At 42.6% G+C, this 19,631-nt stretch carries 17 protein-coding genes; 5 read left to right on the top strand and 12 right to left on the bottom strand.

Features of this window, described 5'->3' with window-relative positions; all coding sequences use genetic code 11:
* Nucleotide 1: 1 nt before the first annotated feature.
* The 9 genes from ABZR88_RS02395 to ABZR88_RS02355 all read right to left on the bottom strand — a co-directional run bounded on the left by ABZR88_RS02395 (nt 2) and on the right by ABZR88_RS02355 (nt 10,495).
* A complete protein-coding gene (locus ABZR88_RS02395) occupies nt 2-3,520 on the bottom strand; it encodes a hypothetical protein (protein ID WP_146166613.1) in 3,519 nt (1,172 codons plus the stop codon).
* Between the two features lie 14 nt (nt 3,521-3,534).
* The gene (locus ABZR88_RS02390) at nt 3,535-5,007 is read right to left on the bottom strand and encodes a hypothetical protein (protein ID WP_107831568.1); all 1,473 of its coding nucleotides are present in this window, start codon (nt 5,005-5,007) and stop codon (nt 3,535-3,537) included.
* A gap of 7 nt (nt 5,008-5,014) precedes the next feature.
* Nucleotides 5,015-5,395, bottom strand: coding sequence for a hypothetical protein (locus ABZR88_RS02385; RefSeq protein ID WP_107831566.1), 381 nt, complete (start codon nt 5,393-5,395; stop codon nt 5,015-5,017).
* Complete coding sequence (locus tag ABZR88_RS02380) at nt 5,395-6,726, bottom strand: hypothetical protein (protein WP_107831564.1); 1,332 nt, start codon at nt 6,724-6,726, stop codon at nt 5,395-5,397. The genes ABZR88_RS02385 and ABZR88_RS02380 overlap by 1 nt, the downstream gene beginning before the upstream one ends.
* 33 nt (nt 6,727-6,759) lie before the next feature.
* A complete protein-coding gene (locus ABZR88_RS02375) occupies nt 6,760-7,050 on the bottom strand; it encodes a DUF3892 domain-containing protein (RefSeq protein WP_107831562.1) in 291 nt (96 codons plus the stop codon).
* 276 nt (nt 7,051-7,326) lie between these two features.
* The gene (locus tag ABZR88_RS02370) at nt 7,327-7,707 is read right to left on the bottom strand and encodes a DUF6232 family protein (RefSeq protein ID WP_107831558.1); all 381 of its coding nucleotides are present in this window, start codon (nt 7,705-7,707) and stop codon (nt 7,327-7,329) included.
* A gap of 169 nt (nt 7,708-7,876) precedes the next feature.
* Entirely contained in the window at nt 7,877-8,542 is a 666-nt protein-coding gene (locus ABZR88_RS02365; protein WP_107831556.1) for a response regulator, read from the bottom strand.
* A 10-nt stretch (nt 8,543-8,552) separates the two neighbouring features.
* A complete protein-coding gene (locus ABZR88_RS02360) occupies nt 8,553-10,229 on the bottom strand; it encodes a tetratricopeptide repeat-containing sensor histidine kinase (protein WP_146166612.1) in 1,677 nt (558 codons plus the stop codon).
* Between the two features lie 107 nt (nt 10,230-10,336).
* On the bottom strand, nt 10,337-10,495 hold the full coding sequence (locus ABZR88_RS02355) for a hypothetical protein (RefSeq protein ID WP_170113692.1): 159 nt from the start codon (nt 10,493-10,495) through the stop codon (nt 10,337-10,339).
* A 392-nt stretch (nt 10,496-10,887) separates the two neighbouring features.
* Here ABZR88_RS02355 and ABZR88_RS02350 point away from each other — a divergent pair, with 392 nt between their 5' ends.
* Nucleotides 10,888-11,865 (top strand): hypothetical protein, encoded by a 978-nt coding sequence (locus ABZR88_RS02350; RefSeq protein WP_107831552.1) that lies wholly within the window; start codon nt 10,888-10,890, stop codon nt 11,863-11,865.
* Between the two features lie 462 nt (nt 11,866-12,327).
* Here ABZR88_RS02350 and ABZR88_RS02345 read toward each other — a convergent pair whose 3' ends face one another.
* The 3 genes from ABZR88_RS02345 to ABZR88_RS02335 form a co-directional block, all read right to left on the bottom strand.
* Nucleotides 12,328-12,573 carry a hypothetical protein gene (locus ABZR88_RS02345; protein ID WP_107831550.1) on the bottom strand — a complete coding sequence of 82 codons (246 nt, stop codon included), beginning with the start codon at nt 12,571-12,573 and terminating at the stop codon, nt 12,328-12,330.
* Nucleotides 12,574-12,729: 156 nt separating this feature from the next.
* On the bottom strand, nt 12,730-12,969 hold the full coding sequence (locus ABZR88_RS02340) for a hypothetical protein (RefSeq protein ID WP_107831548.1): 240 nt from the start codon (nt 12,967-12,969) through the stop codon (nt 12,730-12,732).
* Complete coding sequence (locus tag ABZR88_RS02335; RefSeq protein WP_107831546.1) at nt 12,966-14,102, bottom strand: S1/P1 nuclease; 1,137 nt, start codon at nt 14,100-14,102, stop codon at nt 12,966-12,968. Before ABZR88_RS02335 ends, ABZR88_RS02340 begins: the two co-directional genes overlap by 4 nt.
* A 214-nt stretch (nt 14,103-14,316) precedes the next feature.
* Here ABZR88_RS02335 and ABZR88_RS02330 point away from each other — a divergent pair, with 214 nt between their 5' ends.
* The 4 genes from ABZR88_RS02330 (at nt 14,317) to ABZR88_RS02315 (ending at nt 19,629) form a co-directional block, all read left to right on the top strand.
* Nucleotides 14,317-16,524: an AAA family ATPase gene (locus tag ABZR88_RS02330; protein ID WP_107831544.1), complete on the top strand. Its 2,208-nt coding sequence runs from the start codon at nt 14,317-14,319 to the stop codon at nt 16,522-16,524.
* Nucleotides 16,525-16,639: 115 nt separating this feature from the next.
* The gene (locus tag ABZR88_RS02325) at nt 16,640-17,578 is read left to right on the top strand and encodes a hypothetical protein (protein ID WP_107831542.1); all 939 of its coding nucleotides are present in this window, start codon (nt 16,640-16,642) and stop codon (nt 17,576-17,578) included.
* A gap of 2 nt (nt 17,579-17,580) precedes the next feature.
* A complete protein-coding gene (locus ABZR88_RS02320; RefSeq protein ID WP_107831540.1) occupies nt 17,581-18,144 on the top strand; it encodes a hypothetical protein in 564 nt (187 codons plus the stop codon).
* A gap of 282 nt (nt 18,145-18,426) precedes the next feature.
* A complete protein-coding gene (locus tag ABZR88_RS02315; RefSeq protein WP_107831538.1) occupies nt 18,427-19,629 on the top strand; it encodes a hypothetical protein in 1,203 nt (400 codons plus the stop codon).
* Nucleotides 19,630-19,631: the final 2 nt, after the last annotated feature.

Here is a 19,631-nt window from a genome sequence, read left to right as displayed (position 1 = left end):
TTTAGGATTGAGCGGTCTTTGCGATTTCTTCGGACAATTGGATGAGTGCGTAATTCAAAGGGAAAAAGAAGAGAGAATCGTCTACTTTATCTCCCGGATTAGCGTTGCTTAAGGTTGTTTTGAAACTATCACGGAGTACCCCGGTGTCATACACATCCTGGTTCACGGGCAAAAAGAAACGTTTGTATTGCGAGAAATTTGCGATCTCCAGTTTACGATTGATGCCTTCGACCAATTCGGTATCGCCAAATAGCAATTCGAAGAAATCTTTTAGGTTATCGATGATGTCGCGATAAAGGATCTCATCGTTGATAAGGTCCCCATAGATCATGGATTGATCCTCGTACGCAAATGTTTTGAACCCTTTATAAATCACATTTTCCTTAACGAGCTTTTTTTGGTGATTGGTTGAACTCGTTTCTGGTGCATTTCCCCAATCATTACTGTCTTCATCAAGTACGTCCTCGGCTGCATAGTAAACTGCACCACGAGCGGTAATTACTTTGGGTTCTTTGCTTTTCTCGATAATAAAATCAGGCCGTATTGCCTGCTCTGCAAAAATGCTAAGCATTTTACGGGTAAAGCCCTTTAGATCCGCGTTGTTATTGTTAGCACTAGCTGGAAAAATGAGGTTGAGATACTCACTGCCTTTTCCAGAAAAACTTACCGTACGCGGCAGCGCTATTTTTTTCCAGGCTGATAACTTACTGATATAATATAAGATCGCTGCGTAATGAATTAGTGGCACCACTCGGAAAGCCGGTTTCTCTGAAAAGATATCTTTGAACTTATAAGCTGGTCTACTGAATAACAAACCCACAAGATCTTCTGTCCGAATATGCGAGCCATTAAGTAGCTTATCCAAGTTACCGGCACTTTCCTGATCTACCTGTACATTTGGGATAAATCGCTTATAATAGTCGATAAAGCCATTGTTGCTGTTGATGTATTCAGCAATACCGCTGCTCCAAAGTTGACGGCCAGCGAAACGGAAGGATGAACAATAGCATTTCAGTTGATGAAGGTTATTTCCCTCTGTTGTGCTGGTTAGCAGAATATCAGTTGTTCCCCCACCAATATCGATATTACAGAAGTTATCGTTTTGAATATTACCATTCTTTGACTTCAGCTCATAGTAGGGTGCGATTGATTCTGTCACCGGATTGACCAGTGGCAGTGCGGTCGCTCCGAAGACTTCCTGGCGCTGTTTATCAAATATTTCGATCAGTTTGTTTTTCAGCGTTTCCCCCATGCTGATCGGAAATGCCAAAATTATCTTTAGCTTTTTCAGATTGCCGTTTGCTTCTTCCAACAACACTTTTGTCCGGATCATGAGCAGCAGTTGTCTGGCAAACAAAGACACCCGGTTGACATTAAATGGATCGCTGCTGGATTTTTGGAGCAGCCATTTTAGATCGGTCTTATAGGCCGCGTGATCGGCCATTTGATCTTCGTCTATCAGAAAACCGATGTTAGCGTCCAAAAACAGTCGGTCATTATTGGGATTATTAACAAAGCTGGCACTTTCACTTGTTGCGGTGCGGAAAGGGAACCGCACGGAAGCACTTTTTTGAGGCCCAACTTGGAAAGGCACAAACTCACGCATAGTGACCAGTCTGGCCTTATCAATTCTTGGGCCAGTGCTGCGTTCATAATCTAAATAGCTGTCTCCATCATTTTGTTGAAACGGACTGGGCTTATTGAGCAGGAACATTTGCATTTTGTTTTCCTCGATAGCAAATGGCATCGCTCGTTGTATCCGTTTATCTTGTACCCGGCCATACTCTACATGGGTATTGGAAGTACCAAAGTCAATGGCGTAGATGTATTCTGCTTCACCATTTTGAACCTGGCGAAAAAGCGGCAGAATGATCCCTCCTACTTTGTTATTATTCTTTTTAAAGTTCAGCTGAATCAGGTCGAATGAGCGATTCAACTGATAATACACGGTCCGGGTATTGATGTCACTATAGTTGGAGCGTTGTACCGGCGTTGGGGAAATGGAGCTGATGGCATCTGCTTTATAAAACTTTAAAGCCTCTAATGGATTGATCGCATTGGTTTTCTCATAGGAAGCCACCGTATATTGATTGATAAACAATAAGGATTCATCAGCGGTTCGTGTAAATGGAAAGATACCCAAAATCCCATGATACTCGATCTCCGTGTCCATTTGGTAGGTTTTGCTGCACGTAATGACCCGCGATCCTTGGGTCGGCCCGTAAATCGGAATTTTTAACGTAAATTTTATTTCGCCATTTACTTCTTCTACACTGAGGTATTCTTTAATACGGTGCGCGGGAAATAAATGAAAAAACAAGGGTTTAATCGGATAAACAAAAGCCTGGTTATTTTTTAGGGTCAGAAATCGCTCATCGTTTAGCAAATAGCCTGGTAATTTGATCAGCGCCGATTCAAAAAAATCAAACGAAGTAAAAAACGGATATTTGATACCAGATAGTCCTGGCAGCTCTCTTTCATGAACAATTTCGCCAATTGTATTTTCCGGATATTCCATTTCCGATATCGGGGTAATCGAAGACCAGGTACTTGTTGGCGATGAGTACTGGCCGTTCATACTCATTTTATGTAATAAGAACAACGGTTTTAGCGGTTCTTGGTAATGTGTGTCTTCCGGTAGTTGTAATTTAAAGTCGCTACATTCATTGATCTTTTCCCGCAAATCAGCTACTTGAACTTGTTTAAGCGGAATGTTATCGGCGATTAGCACTGACTCACCGATCCTGATATCCGTTAATGCGGGTATCGAGCCATCAAACTGGCGTTCATACCTACTGCGTGTGTTGGTCACATATGCCGAAAACCCTTTAAAAGACTCGCCAATTCCCGGTGTATGGGAAAGGGACTCCAAGTATTTGATAAAGGCACGGTCCCGTTCGTGCAACTGCAAGTACTTAGAATCAAACAGGATGTCATCAGACACCAGGCCTTGTACTGCTTTGAATCCCCGATCACGCATTTTCCGCTTAAAATTGGGTGACGTAAATACAAAGGTGAAAGGCGAGGTACCTCCAATCAGCACTTCTTTGCTGCCCTCTCTAAAGTAAATCAGTGTAAGCTCGATTTTCTTTTGAAAAGGATATTGGCTGGCAGCTTGCCTAAAGGAGGTTGCTAATAACCGATGTCCGGAGCTTTGACCAAAATGATGGATAGCATCATCATTGTTCTCAAATGTCCAGCGTTGATAGCGGAATCGGGTACTATCCGAGCCATTTTTATACAACAACTCCAGTAAGTCCAACGTTTCGGATACCAATCCGGCATAAATGCTCCCCGGCTCAACCGAATTTTTTTGGATCTGCGCGGCCATGATCTCAAACGCCGTCTTAAAGAGAAACAGGCGTGCAAGCGGCGTGGGTATAGAAGTACCTGCAGACGAAGAAAGAATATTGGTCTTTTCGTTGATATCCTGTAGATGGCTGGCGTTGATCCGATCAGAGGCCCTCCAGTCATAGATATTATTATTCGTCCCTTTATGGAACCTAAAAATGTATGGCATAGCAATAAGATTGATTAGGGTAATTGACCAAGTTTATCCAGGCAAGCCTGCGCAGTTTTATAAAGGGTATTCAGGTATTTTTCCGTAGTTCGCAGATCTTTAGGCTCGGCCAAAGCGGTTTTGGTAAACCAATCACTGAGTTTTTTTTCGCTGAGCCCGGCTGATAGCCAGTCTGTTTTAATGGGTTTCCCGTGTATCAGGTGATTGAGGTCTTTACTGGAATCGAAATAAAAGGAATTAAAAGCTCTTCCATTATCGCTACTGGACATTTCACGCCCACTCCAGTTCTTGAACTGTAAATAAAAGCCTAGCAGTTTACGGTAAGCGGTTGGGTCACCGAGCATACCTTCCACATTGAGCTCTTTAGGACCATAAAAGGCTTCTTTCGTAAAAGTGGGCACCAAATCTGTTGCAATCTTAGCAGCATAAGCGAAACCGACCAATGGCTTGATATAGCGTTGTTTGGTATCATTGCTAAAATGGGCAATACTAAAAGGGTTGTCTCCGCTTTCTGCGCCAAATTCAAAACATTGGGGATAACTCAGATCTTCGTCGTTCTTTTGAATAAAGTCGGTCACCGCCGTTGCGGCGATCAATTCGACCAGGTGGCTGTTATTCACCTGTTCCTGACCGCCTTCCACATTTGGCAGGGTGCCTGATTGGTTCGGATCTGCAATATAATATAATGCATTGATCGTTTTTATTTGTGCATCCTCTGCATAGAAAGCTAGAGCGGCTTTGGTTTTCGTGTCAAAAATGGCAGAATTGATCGCACTGGTTTCTACCGCCTCTACATTGAAGTAAGGCATAACAGTAATGGCGCCGATCTTTGTTTTGGCCAAGTTACTGTTGGTCGTTGATTCGCGGATCAATTTGACCAAGGTTGGAAAGCCGGAGGCTCCGGTACCGCCAAAAATAGAGCTGATAATAAAGATACGATCGTTTTGTGTGTAGCCACTTTCCAGGTTCCTGAATTGTGGGGAATCTTTGAGTTCGTTAAATACCACGCTGCCGATATTCGGATTACCTTTAAAACCAACATTTAGATTCAGGTGCAATTCTGGATGTTCATCCAGCGAATCGTTGTAAAGGAGCTCGATGAGATCTTTATTGGCTTGGCTTAAACCGTTGTAACCTATAAAGTTTGAAAACGTATTATCCTGATTTTGAAAATTGAACTGTACGTCCAAATCAGCCGCATCAGACAATGTGGCATCCAAGCGATTGAACGAGCGTATTTCGGTATTAAAAAAGCTATCGCTTTTTGATGTGGTGTTTTTGTCTGTAAAGGTTTTCCTAATGGTGTAATAATCCCTGAGCAGATCTCTTGTACGGGCAGTGTCTCCATTATGGGCGTCCGTATCAATAATAATAGGGACGATCGTCAGGTCGGGGTGCGAAAACTTTACACCGCTGGCCAATAACATGGTTAGCGAACGGAGTACACGGGAGCCCGTGCCGCCGATGCCGAAAATAAATACTCTCATATAGTGATTAAAAAGGAGTTCTTTTAGAGAAAATTGAAAACCGCTTGAACAATAGAGAAAATGCAATAAAGTAAATGGCGATGATCACTGCATTGAATAGTGCGAACTGCATGAGGTAAGCGTCGATAATACCAAGCGTACCTTTCCCCAGGCCGAAGGCCAGGCCAAATCCGATAGCAGCCGCTAGCACCAAAGTAATTACCCAATGTACGCGGGTGTACCAGACGCCGCGCCAGCGACCAAGCGCTAAATAAAACAACAGGACCAAGATCAAGGCGACGATAAAGGAAAGCCATCCTACATTTCGATAGATTTCCGCACGGTATTCATCATAATTTTGATTTTTACCGCAGATAAATTCATAAATACTCGTAAATAAGGTTTGCATTATTTAGTCAATAAGAGTGAACAGTCGATATATTTTGTATTAGGCAATTCATAGGCTTCTTTCACCCCAGTGATCAGGTGCTCCAAAGCGAAGGTTCTTTCTACCTGGTCTTTAGCTGCCCGATCGTCCATGGTCGACCAATCCTGGTACCAGGTATCATATTTCAGGGGCAGATAGAAATGAATATTGGCTTTGGTTAAAGGCATATCCGTCACACGAACCACCGCGACGTGCGTGCAAGCTGCGAAGGCCTCCTTCTGGCTATCGGAACGCAGTTTAGATTGGTCAACAGTTGACTTGGATTGAAAGGAGAGCTGGGCGCTACAACCGGTAGTGTTAACCACTAGGTTCTTCTGCAAATAGGATAACGATCGAGCATAGGACGGCAATTGATCCAAGTTTAATACTAATCCGAATTGTAGCGATTGTCCTTTATTTAGGCTAATATCACTTATACCTTGAGTGCTCTTCAGCCATTCCCCCTCATGCGTTAATTGTGGCAGGATGTTGTAGTTGGTAACCGCTCTGTTAACTAAACCGAAATGCAGGGCTTGATCTGGTTTGAAGCTACCGATCTGCTCTAATTTCATATTAAATTGTAGCAATAGCGCTTGCTTGGCAATTACCCAGATGTAAAACGGGCGCATCGTTCCCTTAAGCTTTGTTTTACTATTCTGGTAATCATAATAGGTCCCGTAAAACTTAGACCTAAATCCGTAAATGCTGGCCGCAAAACCTTGTTTGCGTAGATCCGCGAAGGAGAGGTAGATATTGTTTTTGAGGGTACTGGCTGCATTTTGTACGTTCACATTGGGGTTAACTTTGATATCGCTATCAGGGAACGATAGAATACAGTCTGAAACCAATAAAGACACTTCATCTTTGGCGCAGTGCGCTGCGATATCATGAATCATCCGATGTAATTCAGAGCTTTTTTGGGCTGCCATTGGCGCAGTGGCCAGGTCACTCGTAAAATCCGAGATGCTTTTTTTATAAGGCAAATTCTCTTTTGCGATGAAGGAAATCTGTACTGGATGGATCTGCTCATTCATTTTCATCGCCAGGTCCGAAACAATTGTTTTGTATTCGGTTTGGGCTTGGTAATAACCGCCCATGCTGGCGGAGTTGTCCAGGTAAAGATGAATACCTTTAACTTTGGGAATCACCGGGCAACCATGATTGGTCTTACTGCCTGCAACCAACTTGCAGCTATCAGCGCCATCTAATACTCCGTCCCTATCTGTATCTATATCCGTAGAAAAACACGATATTAATGTGGAGTAAAGCGTCAACAGGCAGATGAATAAACTGAGCTGGTACAATTTTCTCATAGCATTTAGTGTAAATTGTGATAAGGTTTAGGTTTATTTACACTCCGGGAGTTTTAAAAGATTGTCTGAGGCCACTTCGTCGGCTACAGTTTTTACATATTTGGTACCTTTTTCAGTAATCTTGGCAAGCAGTTTCGCTTTATTACCCGCGGCATCTTTTACGTAGGCCTCGCCCCCCTCCTTCACATAGTCATACATTTGTTCCCGGCTGGTGCTCCCTGTAGCATGGGTGTCTTCGTTGATCCAATTCATACTACTGATTGCGACATACGGGTTATCGTGGAGACTATTGTCTTTTCTGATGCAAGTGATTCTTACTGACATATATAAATTCTTTATTAGCTTATTTTTTGTTTAGCTGCTAGGGGCGATCAACTTCCCAGTGACAAAGTGTCTTACCCTGTTTTTTTGCTTCTGCCAGCGTAATTTTCACTTTTCTATAGGTACAATTGCTGAGCCCCGGACAATTTTCCCTGAAGTGATACCGCGTCGCGTGCGGACTGCTACAGATATAAACCGGAGTAGATTCCGTGCAAGCGCTGTTGATCAATAAAAACAACACGATCATGCCTAGTTTCATGGCCGCTGGTCAGTTACTGTTTATCCCCGATGAATAATTGCTTCGTTTAAGGCGTCAACAATGGTCTGTATATAGGCGCGGTCTTTAGAAATAAAACTGTTGGCCTCGCCGGAGTTGGTGCTGATGCGCACAGCAAACTCATTTTTAATGACGAACAATAAGGCGATGCCTAGAACTAATAGCACCGCACCTAAGACCCGCGCACTATCTGCACACATCATTAAACCGCCTACAATGATCAATAAAACAGGAAACGTTCGGCTTTTGACGATCTCGAAAATATGCACCGAGGAGATATTCCTCATGGCATACGTTTTTGAGTTGGTGATATAACGAGATTGGGTTACGGTCACGCTGCGGTCCTGGTAAAAGGTAACTTCGCCGGTTGTGGTGGATTCCATTGTGATTGATTTGAGTTTATGCTTCAAAACTATAGCGACACAACACTAATTCCTTACGGGAAACCGTAAACACAAAAAAGACTTAAAGAAATGTTAAAGGATGTTTGCACTTTTGGCATAAAAAAAGACAGCCCATAAGGCTGTCCTTCCATCATAGTTTATCGTTAGGTTAAATAATCCCTTTGTCCTTGCAATAGGCCACTAATTGTTCGTTCTTGGTAAATCCCAGCGCTTCTTTGATTTGACTAAGCCGCTTTTCAATACTGCTAAGCCCTGATGGTCGTATTTGTTTTTCCTGCAAATAGGCCGGAATATCTTTCTGCAGCATTCCACCTGACAACTGGGTAATGATCGTTACATCATAAGGTGTAAAATCATGGGCGTTATTTTGACGGATCACTTGTCGGTAAGCTGCCGGGAAATATTGTTTATTTTTAAAAATATGCTCTATTGCTATTTTGAGTTCTTGCGCGTCACGTCTAGCTTTTCGTACATAAGCATTAACTGCGAATTCATTAAAAAGTCCTGCAATGATGGCTTCCCTGTGCTCTGCTGAAAAAACCAATACTTTTAGATCCGGCTGAAGTTTACGAGCGGCTTCTACTAGCCCAGTCCCTGACTTGATGGTTTGCGGGCGGTCATCTTCTTCAAAGGAGAGATCGGTAACCAGTAAATCATAAGCATCACCTGCTAGTAGGGCATTTTTTAATTGCAGTAAGGCATCATCACAATAATAAACGTATTGTACATGTGGGATGCCCAAATCTTTCATGGTTTTTTGTAGGGAAAGATTGGCGCTCTCGTGGTCTTCTGTAATAAGTACGCGTTTGAACATAGTCTATCTTTTAGGCCTTAGGAAAAGTCAGCTGAATTTTCGCTCCTGATCCCAATATGCTGTCAAAAATAAGTTGACCACCCAAGCCATTTATACGGTTTCCCGTATTCCGTAAACCATTTCGAGGTTTTGTCCCTTCGGCAAAGCCTACCCCATCATCGGAATAGGTGATTTGAAGCGAGTCATTTTGTGCTTCAAATTTGATAACTACGTTACTGGCCCGACTATGCTTTTTCATATTCACCATCAACTCCTGTAGGATGTGTTCCAATTCTTCCCGGGCTTTTGCGGTCGTGTGTTGCCAAAAATCTTCCTGATTACCGACGAGTAGCACCTTGGTATTCGATGTCGCAAAAGACAAGATGAGTTTTGCTATTTTGGGATGAAAATCGATGGTTTCCATCCTAGGCGGATCATAAGAGATATCCCTCGAACGCTCATAGAGCAGATCAATTTTATCCAACAGGTTTTCTTTATCTACTTCGTGCTGATTTTCAATTTCGGACATGATCCGGTATAGCCCATTGGCCACCACATCATGAACTTTTTTCGATGTTCTCAGCTCATTCTCCCGAACGACTTTTTGGTTCTCTAAAATAAGTCGCTCTTTGCGTCTCCGATACCAATAACTTCCGCCGATCAAACCACCAATGAGGAGTAGCAAAGACGCAAAAAGCAATAGTTGTTGTTTAAAAAGCTGGTAGTTTTTTGCATTGTTATCCTTTTGGAGCTGTAGGTTTTCCACCTTTTTTTGTTCAACTTGGTAACGAATCAATGCAAATTGATTTTTAGCGGCATTTCGTGCTTTTTGTAAGCTGTCAATCAATAACTGGTATCGTGCAAAATACCCGCGCATATCTCTCGGCGGGCTGGATAGGATCAGTTTTTTTAATGCCGTTAAGCGATCATCGGGACTTTTTAAAAGACTAGCCACTACATACATTTGCTGCGCATAATATTGCGCAGAATCTGGTTGTGTTTGCAAATAATAGTCTGCCAAATGGGAATAGCTGGAATTCAGCCCCCATCGATCTTTTGCCGCCAAACGCAAATGCAGCGCTTGCTGAAGTGGAATGCTCGCATTATAATGGTGATCTTGTAGCCAGCGAGTCATCGCCACATTCGTTAGCGTCCGGGCGTATTCTACTTTATTCTGATCAGTACGCTCAAAAGCACGTTGATAAATAAGCAGGGCATGCTGGTAGTCTCCTTTTTTCTGGTAGGCGTTCGCTTTGTTATTTTGGAAAATGGCCGTATAGTTGGGTACCACAGAAAGCTTAATAGCCTCATCATAATAAGCAATAGCCGCGTCGTAATTCTTTAGACTATAATTGACCATACCCAATTCATTATAATTGGAGGCTAAACATTTACGATCACTGGTGTCTTGCTCATGCAGGTATCGGAGGGATTGTACTAGAATTTCTTGTGCACCATAGTAATCACCGGCATCGGATTGTATGGCAGCCATCTGGTTAAAGGCCATGGCCATACGGAGGCTATCTTTTGAGCTAGTGGTAAACTTATTGAAATAATAAAAGGCAGAATCGTTTTGGTGCCAGAGGAATGATTTAGCCGTTTCATAGTCAGTCGAGATCGGATGCTGCGTTGTAGGCATCTTTTTCTGACAAGCATAAAATGCCGCAAGGAATAAGAAGAATAAGGATAAGTAAAGCGGCTTTCTCAAGATTTAGATTTTTGAATAAAGATAGTAATCAATCTTTCTGTTCAAACCGCTCAGGTAAAGACAAAAAATAAGGCAAGAGCTAGTCTTGCCTTATCGTTGCGTAAAGATCAATTTCCAGGTGCTGAGGTAAAGCCTGGAGGAACGTGTCCGTTATCGCCGCCGTCGTCATCTCCGTCGACCGGCGATAAGGTGTCCTGAGCTTGTACAGTAGTACCATTATGGTTGTGGCACTTGGTAGGGGTATGCGAAGGGCATGAGAATGCCATAAAGAGTGCAAAAAATAACTCGATCATTTTTCAAAAAATTAAAAGGTGAATAAATTCTGCAGGTGCCCCGGGAACTGTTCCCGGGGTAGCGCTGCAACCGCGTAAGAGGCGCCTCTCACATTTTTTGGGAAGTGTCCGAGCGTTGATTGCGGAAGCCTGTACCTGCTTCCCAAACCGGATACCTGCTGCCGCTTTCTCCGCTCGTCGTGAATTCAGCTGGTTAGTGACCTGATCATGAATGTGGGTCCCGTCTGAATTCGAAAGCAAATGTAGAGCGACGTAAACAGCTATACAGCAAGCGATTCCGAAGATTCCGCGCGTTCCGATGGAATTCCGCAAACGCCTTGGAGATTCCGGAAAATGAGTTAGCTTTACCTATTATTTTTTGAAAAATGTTTTCTGATTATAAGAAACAGGTCCTTCTGACCTATAAAAAAAAGAGAGAGCTGAATCAGCTCTCTCTTAATCTTTTGCACTCTACCGCTGGTAAGCTTAGGAAAGAATGTCTTATTGTACTTCGAGATCGATATCGTCAACAGGATCTTAGAATTCTAAAAGATTTTTTTGAGACCGAAGTGGACGGGGCGGATTATATGCAGATCATTAGAAGACATGACAGGGACAAGTTTAAACCCTTAGATAACTACCTGAAAGGAGACACTGATGATACAGAAGACAAGAACGTAGAGTTGTTGGCTTGGTTGATCGATTACCCAGACCGCCCTTATCAATTTCGCCCGAATCAGGAAACAAAGCCGGTTGTGGAGATTGCTGATTTTACGAACCTGGCCGATGAGCCAGTCAAATCAGAAAGTTCAGCAGCCATTATCGATATATCTGATCCTACTACTGAAAAAGCACCAAAAACGGACGAGCCAGATATTCCTGCTGCGCCAATGGGCACAGTCATTCAACTTCCTGGAAAAAACAAACGTGTTACTCAGGTAAGGAACCGTTTAGTTGTTTTATTAGGTGCTGTATTCTTAGGGGGAATTACTTATTATTACTGGCCTACTAAGGTTGTTGATCCTTATGCTAACGGATGTATGTTTTGGAAAGATGATCATTTCGAAAGATCTGCCTGTCACGTCCAGCGACCTGTACCACTTGTTCCCTATGACAGTGTGCGTCTAGCTCGCTTTCATGCAATAAAAGATTATAGTACCATCACTAAAGCCTCCGTCGGAAAGGTCTGGTATTTTAAGAACAAAGGTCATTTGGAGTTCTATACAACGGCTGGCTTTCATCCGATAGATACGGTTAGGTGGCTAAAACCGTTGACTGAATATATGTACGACAAGTACATTTTGCATAAGAACAATCAGCTGCTCTCCACGCCTTTGCAGTCTAGTGTAAATACAAAACCTTAAACTGGTTATTTTTTACAAACGCCACAGGTTCCTTTGTCTTTCGCACAATGCTTGCAGTACTTACAATTTTTGCACGCTTGACATGGACTCGCTCCAGTGCAGGTTGCCATTGGGTGTTTTTTTATTGTCGATGGATTTAAAGAATGGAAACTGGTCGTGCCTAATGCTATTGCTAGTAATAAAAGTAGAGGTTTCATGGCGAATTGATTAAGTAGGTTATCGAGTATCTTATTAAAGATAATCTTTTCTCTGAAGAACCTTATAATAAACTAAAAATCAATCACATATTTACTTTAGCTGATACTGATCTGTCAATGCCGATAGGCTATAAGTTGTATTCCTTTCACCACTTCGTTCTTTTTCCCATCCTCTTTTCTATCCGATCTTGGGTTATTCACCGCAATATTGCGGAGAATAATGCATTTATTCTCCGCATCATCTTGTTGATTAGATTCGATGATTTTAGTAAAGATCTATTTTCAGATGAATTTGTGATACATAGGGATCAAGTCGGCTGATAGACTTAAAAGAGTTGAGCCTGGTGATTTTGTTTTGAGTGCAGTCGTACCAGAGCTCGACGAAGAAGTTGCTGATGCTGTAAAGCGCTACGGTCTGTCCGGCTTCTTTGCGGGTTTCAAGAAACTCACCGTTGACGGTAGCGATCTCTTGTTCTTTAGGGCTTAGAATATTGAACTCGTAAAGGGTCATGTATTGAAGTTAAATAAATCTGTGGAGTTGTAATAAATTGCGGTAAAAAAGAACGCCCTTCTACAGTGAATGCAGAAGGCGTAGATTTAAACCTTACCTCAATTGAACTGATTAGGTTTCAAGTTCGGATACGTAATATAACCACTGGTATTGTTATTATTGTAACCGTTTGAGTTTTCCCGCAATGGCTTCCAACAGGCCAGGGTCTGGCGCCTGCTGATTGTTATGATTGCTGTTCAGCACGCGGTAATTGCCTTCCTCGTCGAGTTCAAACACATAATTCTCATCACTAATAGCTACAGCTATGCGGTAGGTATAGCCGTATCGCTGGAAAGCTGCTGGGAATTCCAGTGCTTTGTTCTGATAACTGACTTCCAGGATAAATGGCTCGTTCATTGGATCTTGAGTTGATTAGGATCGGTGACGATGATCTCTGGTTTGCCTTTATAGTTAATGAGCTGGCCGGTTACGGTAATGGTCTTTCCTTCAAGACTGTCAGCGCTTGCTTTGGCCTCGCCTTTGATAGCGATGGTCAGCAACTGATTGGGATAAGCGGCACCCATATTGACCAGGATCATGCTGCCAATATCTTTACTACTATAGGTTTTACCGTTCACGGTAACCGTCTTTCCAATGTTGTTTTTGGCCTCTTCGGCTTTGATAGTAGTAATGACCGCTACGGTCTGAGCGGTTGTTGGGCCGCTTTGTATCGTTTGGGCTGTGGAGCTAATTTGCGGTACGGGTTCATTGTTGAACAGCTTATTGAGCTCTCCTGCCAGGCGAATGCCAGCCTGGTCTATGCGCTTACGGATGGTTGGTATATATTTGTTGTAATAAGCTTCGTCGATGGTCTGTCCGGATTTAATATTTGCGTAAAGTTCGCTGGAGATCTGGTAGCTTTCCCAAATCCATTCCATAGGGCTGTCTGCCTGCCATTTTTTGATATCAGCGGGTGTAGCGGTATCGTAATCTTTGGCGATGTCCGCTTCTGACTTTCCTTCATGGTCAATTAACTTACTGTCCCAGAGGCTGTGAAGGTTGGTGCCTTTACCATCAAAACGCACCTGAATGGTGTTGCCACCTTTGTCTTCCTTGCGGCTGATGTGCATAGGCTGATGGGCATCCCCTACCAGGTGGATAAGATATTTGAGTGCTTCGTTCTTTTCATCCGTGCTCAGACTTTTGTCTTTGAGCTGGGCTTCTGTTTTGAGGATAGCGCTGTAAACATTGTTGTCGCTTTCTGTAACGGCTTTGACGAATTGTTCATGGGTTAGCCCCAATGGTAAATTAAGAAAGTGCCAGGGGGCTGTTTTAGGATTGCGGTTCTCGTCGGCCCAAGTACTGACATCGGCCATCCGCTCTCCTCTCAGGTAAGCCGCTACGACATAGGCTGTGTTAGAGGTGAGATGTTTTTGGGCGATGCTAGCGACTGCCCGATGACCTTTGAAGCCCCAGGAGGCTAGTAGTAAGGTAATGGCAGTCAGGCTGCAGGTAAAGAATGTTTTTCGGGGAATGCTGGTTATTTTCATGGTATCATTATCGGCGTTTGCCGGTTTTCAATGATACGAATTGCGCATTACATTTACTAACACCATTAGTAAACCAAAAAATAACTGATGTGATCAGGATTCTAAAGAGGCAACACGAGTGGCTTGTCCACAAGAATCAAACATACGAACATCTTAAGTAATTTCTTTTGTTAAAGAAACTGTTATATTTGACCGAACCTTTTATCACACTTCTATGATCACCGGTATTTCCCTCAAAGAAATCGCGACCTATGATCGCGATGGCGCTGAATTCCAGGACCTAAAAAAAATCAATTTTATTTATGGAACCAATGGCAGCGGTAAAACAACGATCAGTAATTTTTTATCGGATACTAAACAGAACAAATATGCACAGTGCCGTATAACTTGGCAGAATGCACTCCCTTTGCGCACCTTAGTTTACAATAAGGACTTTAGGGAAAAGAATTTCGGCAATGGGCAGATTGACGGTGTGTTTACGCTGGGACAGGCAACAAAAGAAGAGATCGAAGAGATCGAAGCGAAGGTCAAGATAAGACAGCAACATAAACAAGACTGGGAAAACCGAAAGGAAACGCATGATAAAAAGGTTTCTGAGTTGGCGATACATGAAGAGGATTTTAGAGAAACAGTATGGCGAGATATTTATAAAAAAAATGAAGGGACCTTCAAAGATGCTTTTTCTGGTTTTATGACCAAAGAAAATTTCAAGAAGAAGATATTGGAAGAATATGCAAGCAGCGCAAGAACATTAAAAACAAGGGAAGTTCTTACGGAGAAAGCGAATACAATCTTTGGACAACCACCGACCGCGCTTAATTTACTGGGAACGTTTGATCCAGAAAAAATAATTGCTTTAGAAAATGACCCGATATGGCAAAAAAAGATCATTGGTAAGGCAGATGTTAATATTGCTCAACTTATCCAGCGTCTGAATATGAACGATTGGGTTAATACCGGTCGTGAGTTTTTGGAGGAAACCGGCGATACTTGCCCTTTTTGTCAGCAGAACACCATCACTTCGAATTTCCGAGATCAGCTGGAATCCTATTTTGATCAAACTTTTCTTACTGATACAGCCAAAGTTGGCGAACAAGCTGCTAGTTATCAGCGCGAGACCCAAAACCTCCTGGCCATATTAAATCAGATTACTGTAACAGAAGAACAAAACGCAGGAAGAAAACTTGATCTAACTTTGTTTAAAGCTTATGTGCATACTTTCTCCACTCAGATACTTTCAAATCAGGAGCAATTAAACAATAAGATAAAAGAGCCCAGCCGTAGTATTGAACTGATCTCTGTAAAAGTGCAACTGGAAAACATTAGTAACTTGATCACGGCTGCCAATGATGAAATTAACAAACACAATCAAATAGTTGTCAACTTTGCCCGGGAACGACAAGAACTTGTCGCTGATATCTGGCGGTTGCTTATAGACGATCACCAAGCAATGCTAAAACAATTCGTTGATCAAAAGGCGAACTTGGAAAAGGCTATTAAGGGAATTGAAACGACTGTCAGAACAGCCAAACAAAATTACCACACGGTTAAACAGGAAATCATTAACCTAAGTGATAATGTAACCAGCGTACAGCCATCTATTAACAAGATCAACAAAACGCTTAGAGCTTTTGGCTTCCGTAATTTTGAGATCGTTCCATCTCCTGAAAAAAATAAATACCAGATTAAACGCCAAGATGGGGAAATTGCGGAAACGACTTTAAGTGAGGGCGAAATTACTTTTATTACCTTCTTATATTTCCTCCAGTTATGCAAAGGCGGGCTATCTGAACAAACCATAACGGAAGACCGTATCTTGATCGTTGATGACCCGATCTCCAGTTTGGACAGCAATGTATTATATGTAGTGAGTTCGCTCGTTAAGGAAATCATTAAGGATATCAAAAAAGGCTCGGGAAGTATTAAACAACTGATCCTTCTCACTCACAATACTTATTTTCACAAGGAGGTATCTTTTATAGATGGCAGGACTAAAGACTGCGCAGATACTGCATTTTGGATCCTTCGAAAAAACAGTAGCCAGTCGGAACTTCAAGCACATGGTCGTAAAAATCCGATACAAACTGCCTATCAGTTATTGTGGAAGGAACTACAAAACAGACAACATAGCTCGCCTCTTACGCTACAGAACACGATGCGTAGAATTATTGAACATTATTTTAAGATTCTGGGAAAACTTGGCGATGATCAGATAATTCAACAATTTGAAGATCAAGATGATCAGCAGATATGTCGTTCCCTGCTTTGCTGGATCAATGATGGGTCCCATACAATACCCGACGACCTTTTTGTGGAACAACCTGAAGATGTGACGGAGCGTTATTTTGAGGTATTTAAAAAGATCTTTGAACACTCCCGCCACCAAGAACATTATCTTATGATGATGGGTGAGCCATCCTGAAAACCTACCATTCAAAGTGAATAAGGAATCCACATATTGAAGCGCACAATATTAATGTAGTTTAACAATATTAAATTTGCTCAGTTAACCGTTCAAGTACCCTAATTATAATTAAATGATCTTTGAAGAATTAATAAATCATGTAAATAACCTGCAGGCTGACAAGCAATACTGGTTTGTCAGAACAGATAGCGGTCTATATTTTGATACTTATACTAAACATGATTTTATTGGAATTGGCTGGAATCAGATCACTGTAGAGGATTTACATAAACGCAGTGAAGTTGAGATTAAAACTAAAATTGCACAATCAGAAGGCTATGATCTAGGTATCACCAAAGGGAAGGGTAAGGTTTCGGCAATTTATAATAAACTTAAAAGATTTGATAGTTTAGCCAAAGGAGATATCGTTATTATTCCAAGTGCAAGTTCGAGCCGCTATGCGTTCGGTGTCATCGAAGATTCAACCATCTATGTGGACAGCAAAGAAACCAATGACTGTTCTTATCATAAGAGACGAAAAGTAAAATGGCTTGCCATTAAGCAAGTGAGCTCGCTGGATCCTGTATTTTATCAGATCAAAGTTTCGCGGCATGCAATCAGCAATATCAAAAGATTTGAAAAGTATATCGATAATGTGACTGATCATCTTTACATCAAGGAAGGCTATGGTCACTTTGTGTTAGACATCAAAACACAAGATGATATTAATGTGAAGGCCCTTTTAACGCTAATAGAATCCTTACAAGAACTTGCGAAACAAATAAATATTGAATTCAATCTGAATGAAAACATTGACTCGAGTTCTATCAGATTAAATTTGCAATCACCCGGAAAGATTGAATTTAAACTTCATTCGGGAAAGACACTTATCATTTTGGCGGCTGTTTTGAGCATTGCAAGTGGGTGCACGCTAAACAGTGATCAGATTTCCACTGCAGACAACCACAAACTGGAAAAGTTTGTAACCATCCATCAGGATACTATACAACAAGCGGAACAAGGTATTGATGAACTTAAGGTAGACAGGGACAAAATAAATGCGTTTAAGTAACCATGGATTTTAGTAGTCTTTTTTCAAGCGGTGACAACCTTTACAAATTCCTATTTGTTGGTGGAATTGTTATGTTCTGTTTTTCAATGGTCTACCCCCTGCAAAAAAAACAGGAACTTGAGATTGAGATCAATACTTATAATAAACAGGCTGAATTCCTTAACCAAAACATCAAGGATCTTTACGTTAAAGTTAAAGAGTGTAAGGCTTTGTCTAAAACTTCGATGGAGGATCTAAAAAGGCTTAAATCTATCAAAGCTAAAGACAATAAGCAGTCGAAGCAGATTGACATTCAGATGTCGACAATTAAGAAAACTTTTTCAGTACAGCTTGACTCCTTAGAAAAACAACAACAGCAAGTCACCGTTAAGCAAATAATATTAAAGTATAATCAACAAAAAATAAACCTGTTACAAGAACACTCCCTCGCATATGATCACTATTCGCTTTGGTTAATGATCGCGGGTGTCATAACGGGTGTGTCTGGCCTATTTTTCTGGGCGATTTCTACCTACAATTCTGAAAAACTGAAGAAAGAAGAGATCAAAAAGGCGCAGCGCAACTAAATGTTCGCTTTCCATCAGTCCACCAGTAACAGTCCTCCAATTAGTTTAGCTTAGTCTGAAACTAACCGTTCATAGAGATTTTGTACTTCTCGCAAGTACCAGAAAAGCATGTAATGTAGCAACGAAGATAGATCCTAAGTTATGTATGGACCATTTCAATGGTCCATACATATAAGTTGGTCTTAAAGTGATTATCCTTCCGAATGTTTTCATCCTGACATTGCGGGTGGGGTGCGGCTTTAAACGCTACATTTGTAGCACATTACCTTCAAATCATTTCCAGTGAAAAACGATCAGGACACCTTTGACCGGCAGCAGTTGTATGACCTGGTGTGGTCTACTTCGCTATTGACGCTTTCTAAAAAATATCTTATTTCGGATGTTGGCTTGCGGAAGATCTGTAAGCGGATGGGTGTGCCGATGCCTGTGGCGGGTTATTGGGCTAAGGTGCAGCATGGGCATAAGCCGAAGGTGACGTCATTGCCCCCGGTGCATTCAGGGCAGGTTAAAGTGTCGTTGTACTTACGGGATGAGGCGCATCCGGCGCTGGTGGATGGTATGACGCCGGTGGCTGCCATGCAGCAACTGATCGAGCGGGAATGTGCGGCGGAATTGCGGGTGTTCTCGGTGCTAACGGATCCTGATCCGCTGACCGTAGCGTTGCAGGATGCTTTTGAAAAGCAGAAGAAAGCTAAACATTATGAGCCGGGAGGCACCTTATTCAGCGGTCCGGGGATGCTGAGTGTCAGGCTAACGGCGGGACAGCAGATTCGGGGGCTTTGTTTGCTGGATGCTTTCGTGAAGGTGATGCGGAAGCGCGGGCGGGATTTTGATCTCCAGGGCGATAAAAGCTTTGTCGTGTTTGGCCAGGAACGCGCGGAGTTTACAATGCGGGAAGCGGGAGTGTCTATTGTAGCAAAGGATCAACCAGGACAGGGTAAATTAGAGCTAAAGTTCATTAGTCTGGAGTCGGTCACGGGACGTGATGGAAAAGTTCCAATGGAGGAGCAGTTAGTCAAGATCATTGCCCGGCTGGAGCTGATGATGGAAAAGGTCAGGATCCTGATGGCAGAGAACAGGGCGCGCTGGGCTAGGCAGGAAGAGGAAAGAAAACAGGCGGCTTTAGCTGCGGAACGTCAAAAACAGGAGATACTGGCCTTTCAGCGCGCGGTAAGCGATGCGGAGCGCTGGCAGCAGGCTGATGCTTTACGAGGTTATATTGCTGAGGTCGAAGGCCGGGCGCAAGCTTCAGGTGAGCTGAGTGAGGAGGTTTTAGCCTGGATTTCCTGGGCGAGGCAGAAGGCGGACTGGTTTGATCCGCTGGTGATGGGTCCGGATGAGTGGATGAAAGGTATCGATCCGGCTGAGGTGATGCGGTATGAAGGGGTCAGAAAGGAGCGCTATCCAGCTTCCCCTGATCAGGAACGCAGGCCGGAAAGGTCACGATGGCCGCTTTTGCCCTGGTATGCGAAAAATAAGCTTTAGGG

This window comes from Mucilaginibacter yixingensis (assembly GCF_041080815.1).
Lineage (GTDB): Bacteria > Bacteroidota > Bacteroidia > Sphingobacteriales > Sphingobacteriaceae > Mucilaginibacter > Mucilaginibacter yixingensis.
The sequence above is the reverse complement of the archived record's forward strand: the minus strand, read 5'-3'. Positions and strand labels throughout refer to the sequence as shown.

Excerpts from the sequence above, each read along its gene's own strand:
- ABZR88_RS02340 (WP_107831548.1), bottom strand. The coding sequence starts at position 12,969 with ATGAACGAGCCATTTATCCTGGAAGTCAGTTATCAGAACAAAGCACTG.
- ABZR88_RS02370 (WP_107831558.1), bottom strand. The coding sequence starts at position 7,707 with ATGGAATCCACCACAACCGGCGAAGTTACCTTTTACCAGGACCGCAGC.
- ABZR88_RS02375 (WP_107831562.1), bottom strand. The coding sequence starts at position 7,050 with ATGTCAGTAAGAATCACTTGCATCAGAAAAGACAATAGTCTCCACGAT.
- ABZR88_RS02365 (WP_107831556.1), bottom strand. The coding sequence starts at position 8,542 with ATGTTCAAACGCGTACTTATTACAGAAGACCACGAGAGCGCCAATCTT.
- ABZR88_RS02325 (WP_107831542.1), top strand. The coding sequence starts at position 16,640 with ATGATCTTTGAAGAATTAATAAATCATGTAAATAACCTGCAGGCTGAC.
- ABZR88_RS02330 (WP_107831544.1), top strand. The coding sequence starts at position 14,317 with ATGATCACCGGTATTTCCCTCAAAGAAATCGCGACCTATGATCGCGAT.
- ABZR88_RS02350 (WP_107831552.1), top strand. The coding sequence starts at position 10,888 with ATGTTTTCTGATTATAAGAAACAGGTCCTTCTGACCTATAAAAAAAAG.
- ABZR88_RS02355 (WP_170113692.1), bottom strand. The coding sequence starts at position 10,495 with ATGGCATTCTCATGCCCTTCGCATACCCCTACCAAGTGCCACAACCAT.
- ABZR88_RS02385 (WP_107831566.1), bottom strand. The coding sequence starts at position 5,395 with ATGCAAACCTTATTTACGAGTATTTATGAATTTATCTGCGGTAAAAAT.
- ABZR88_RS02380 (WP_107831564.1), bottom strand. The coding sequence starts at position 6,726 with ATGAGAAAATTGTACCAGCTCAGTTTATTCATCTGCCTGTTGACGCTT.
- ABZR88_RS02345 (WP_107831550.1), bottom strand. The coding sequence starts at position 12,573 with ATGACCCTTTACGAGTTCAATATTCTAAGCCCTAAAGAACAAGAGATC.
- ABZR88_RS02390 (WP_107831568.1), bottom strand. The coding sequence starts at position 5,007 with ATGAGAGTATTTATTTTCGGCATCGGCGGCACGGGCTCCCGTGTACTC.
- ABZR88_RS02395 (WP_146166613.1), bottom strand. The coding sequence starts at position 3,520 with ATGCCATACATTTTTAGGTTCCATAAAGGGACGAATAATAATATCTAT.
- ABZR88_RS02320 (WP_107831540.1), top strand. The coding sequence starts at position 17,581 with ATGGATTTTAGTAGTCTTTTTTCAAGCGGTGACAACCTTTACAAATTC.
- ABZR88_RS02335 (WP_107831546.1), bottom strand. The coding sequence starts at position 14,102 with ATGAAAATAACCAGCATTCCCCGAAAAACATTCTTTACCTGCAGCCTG.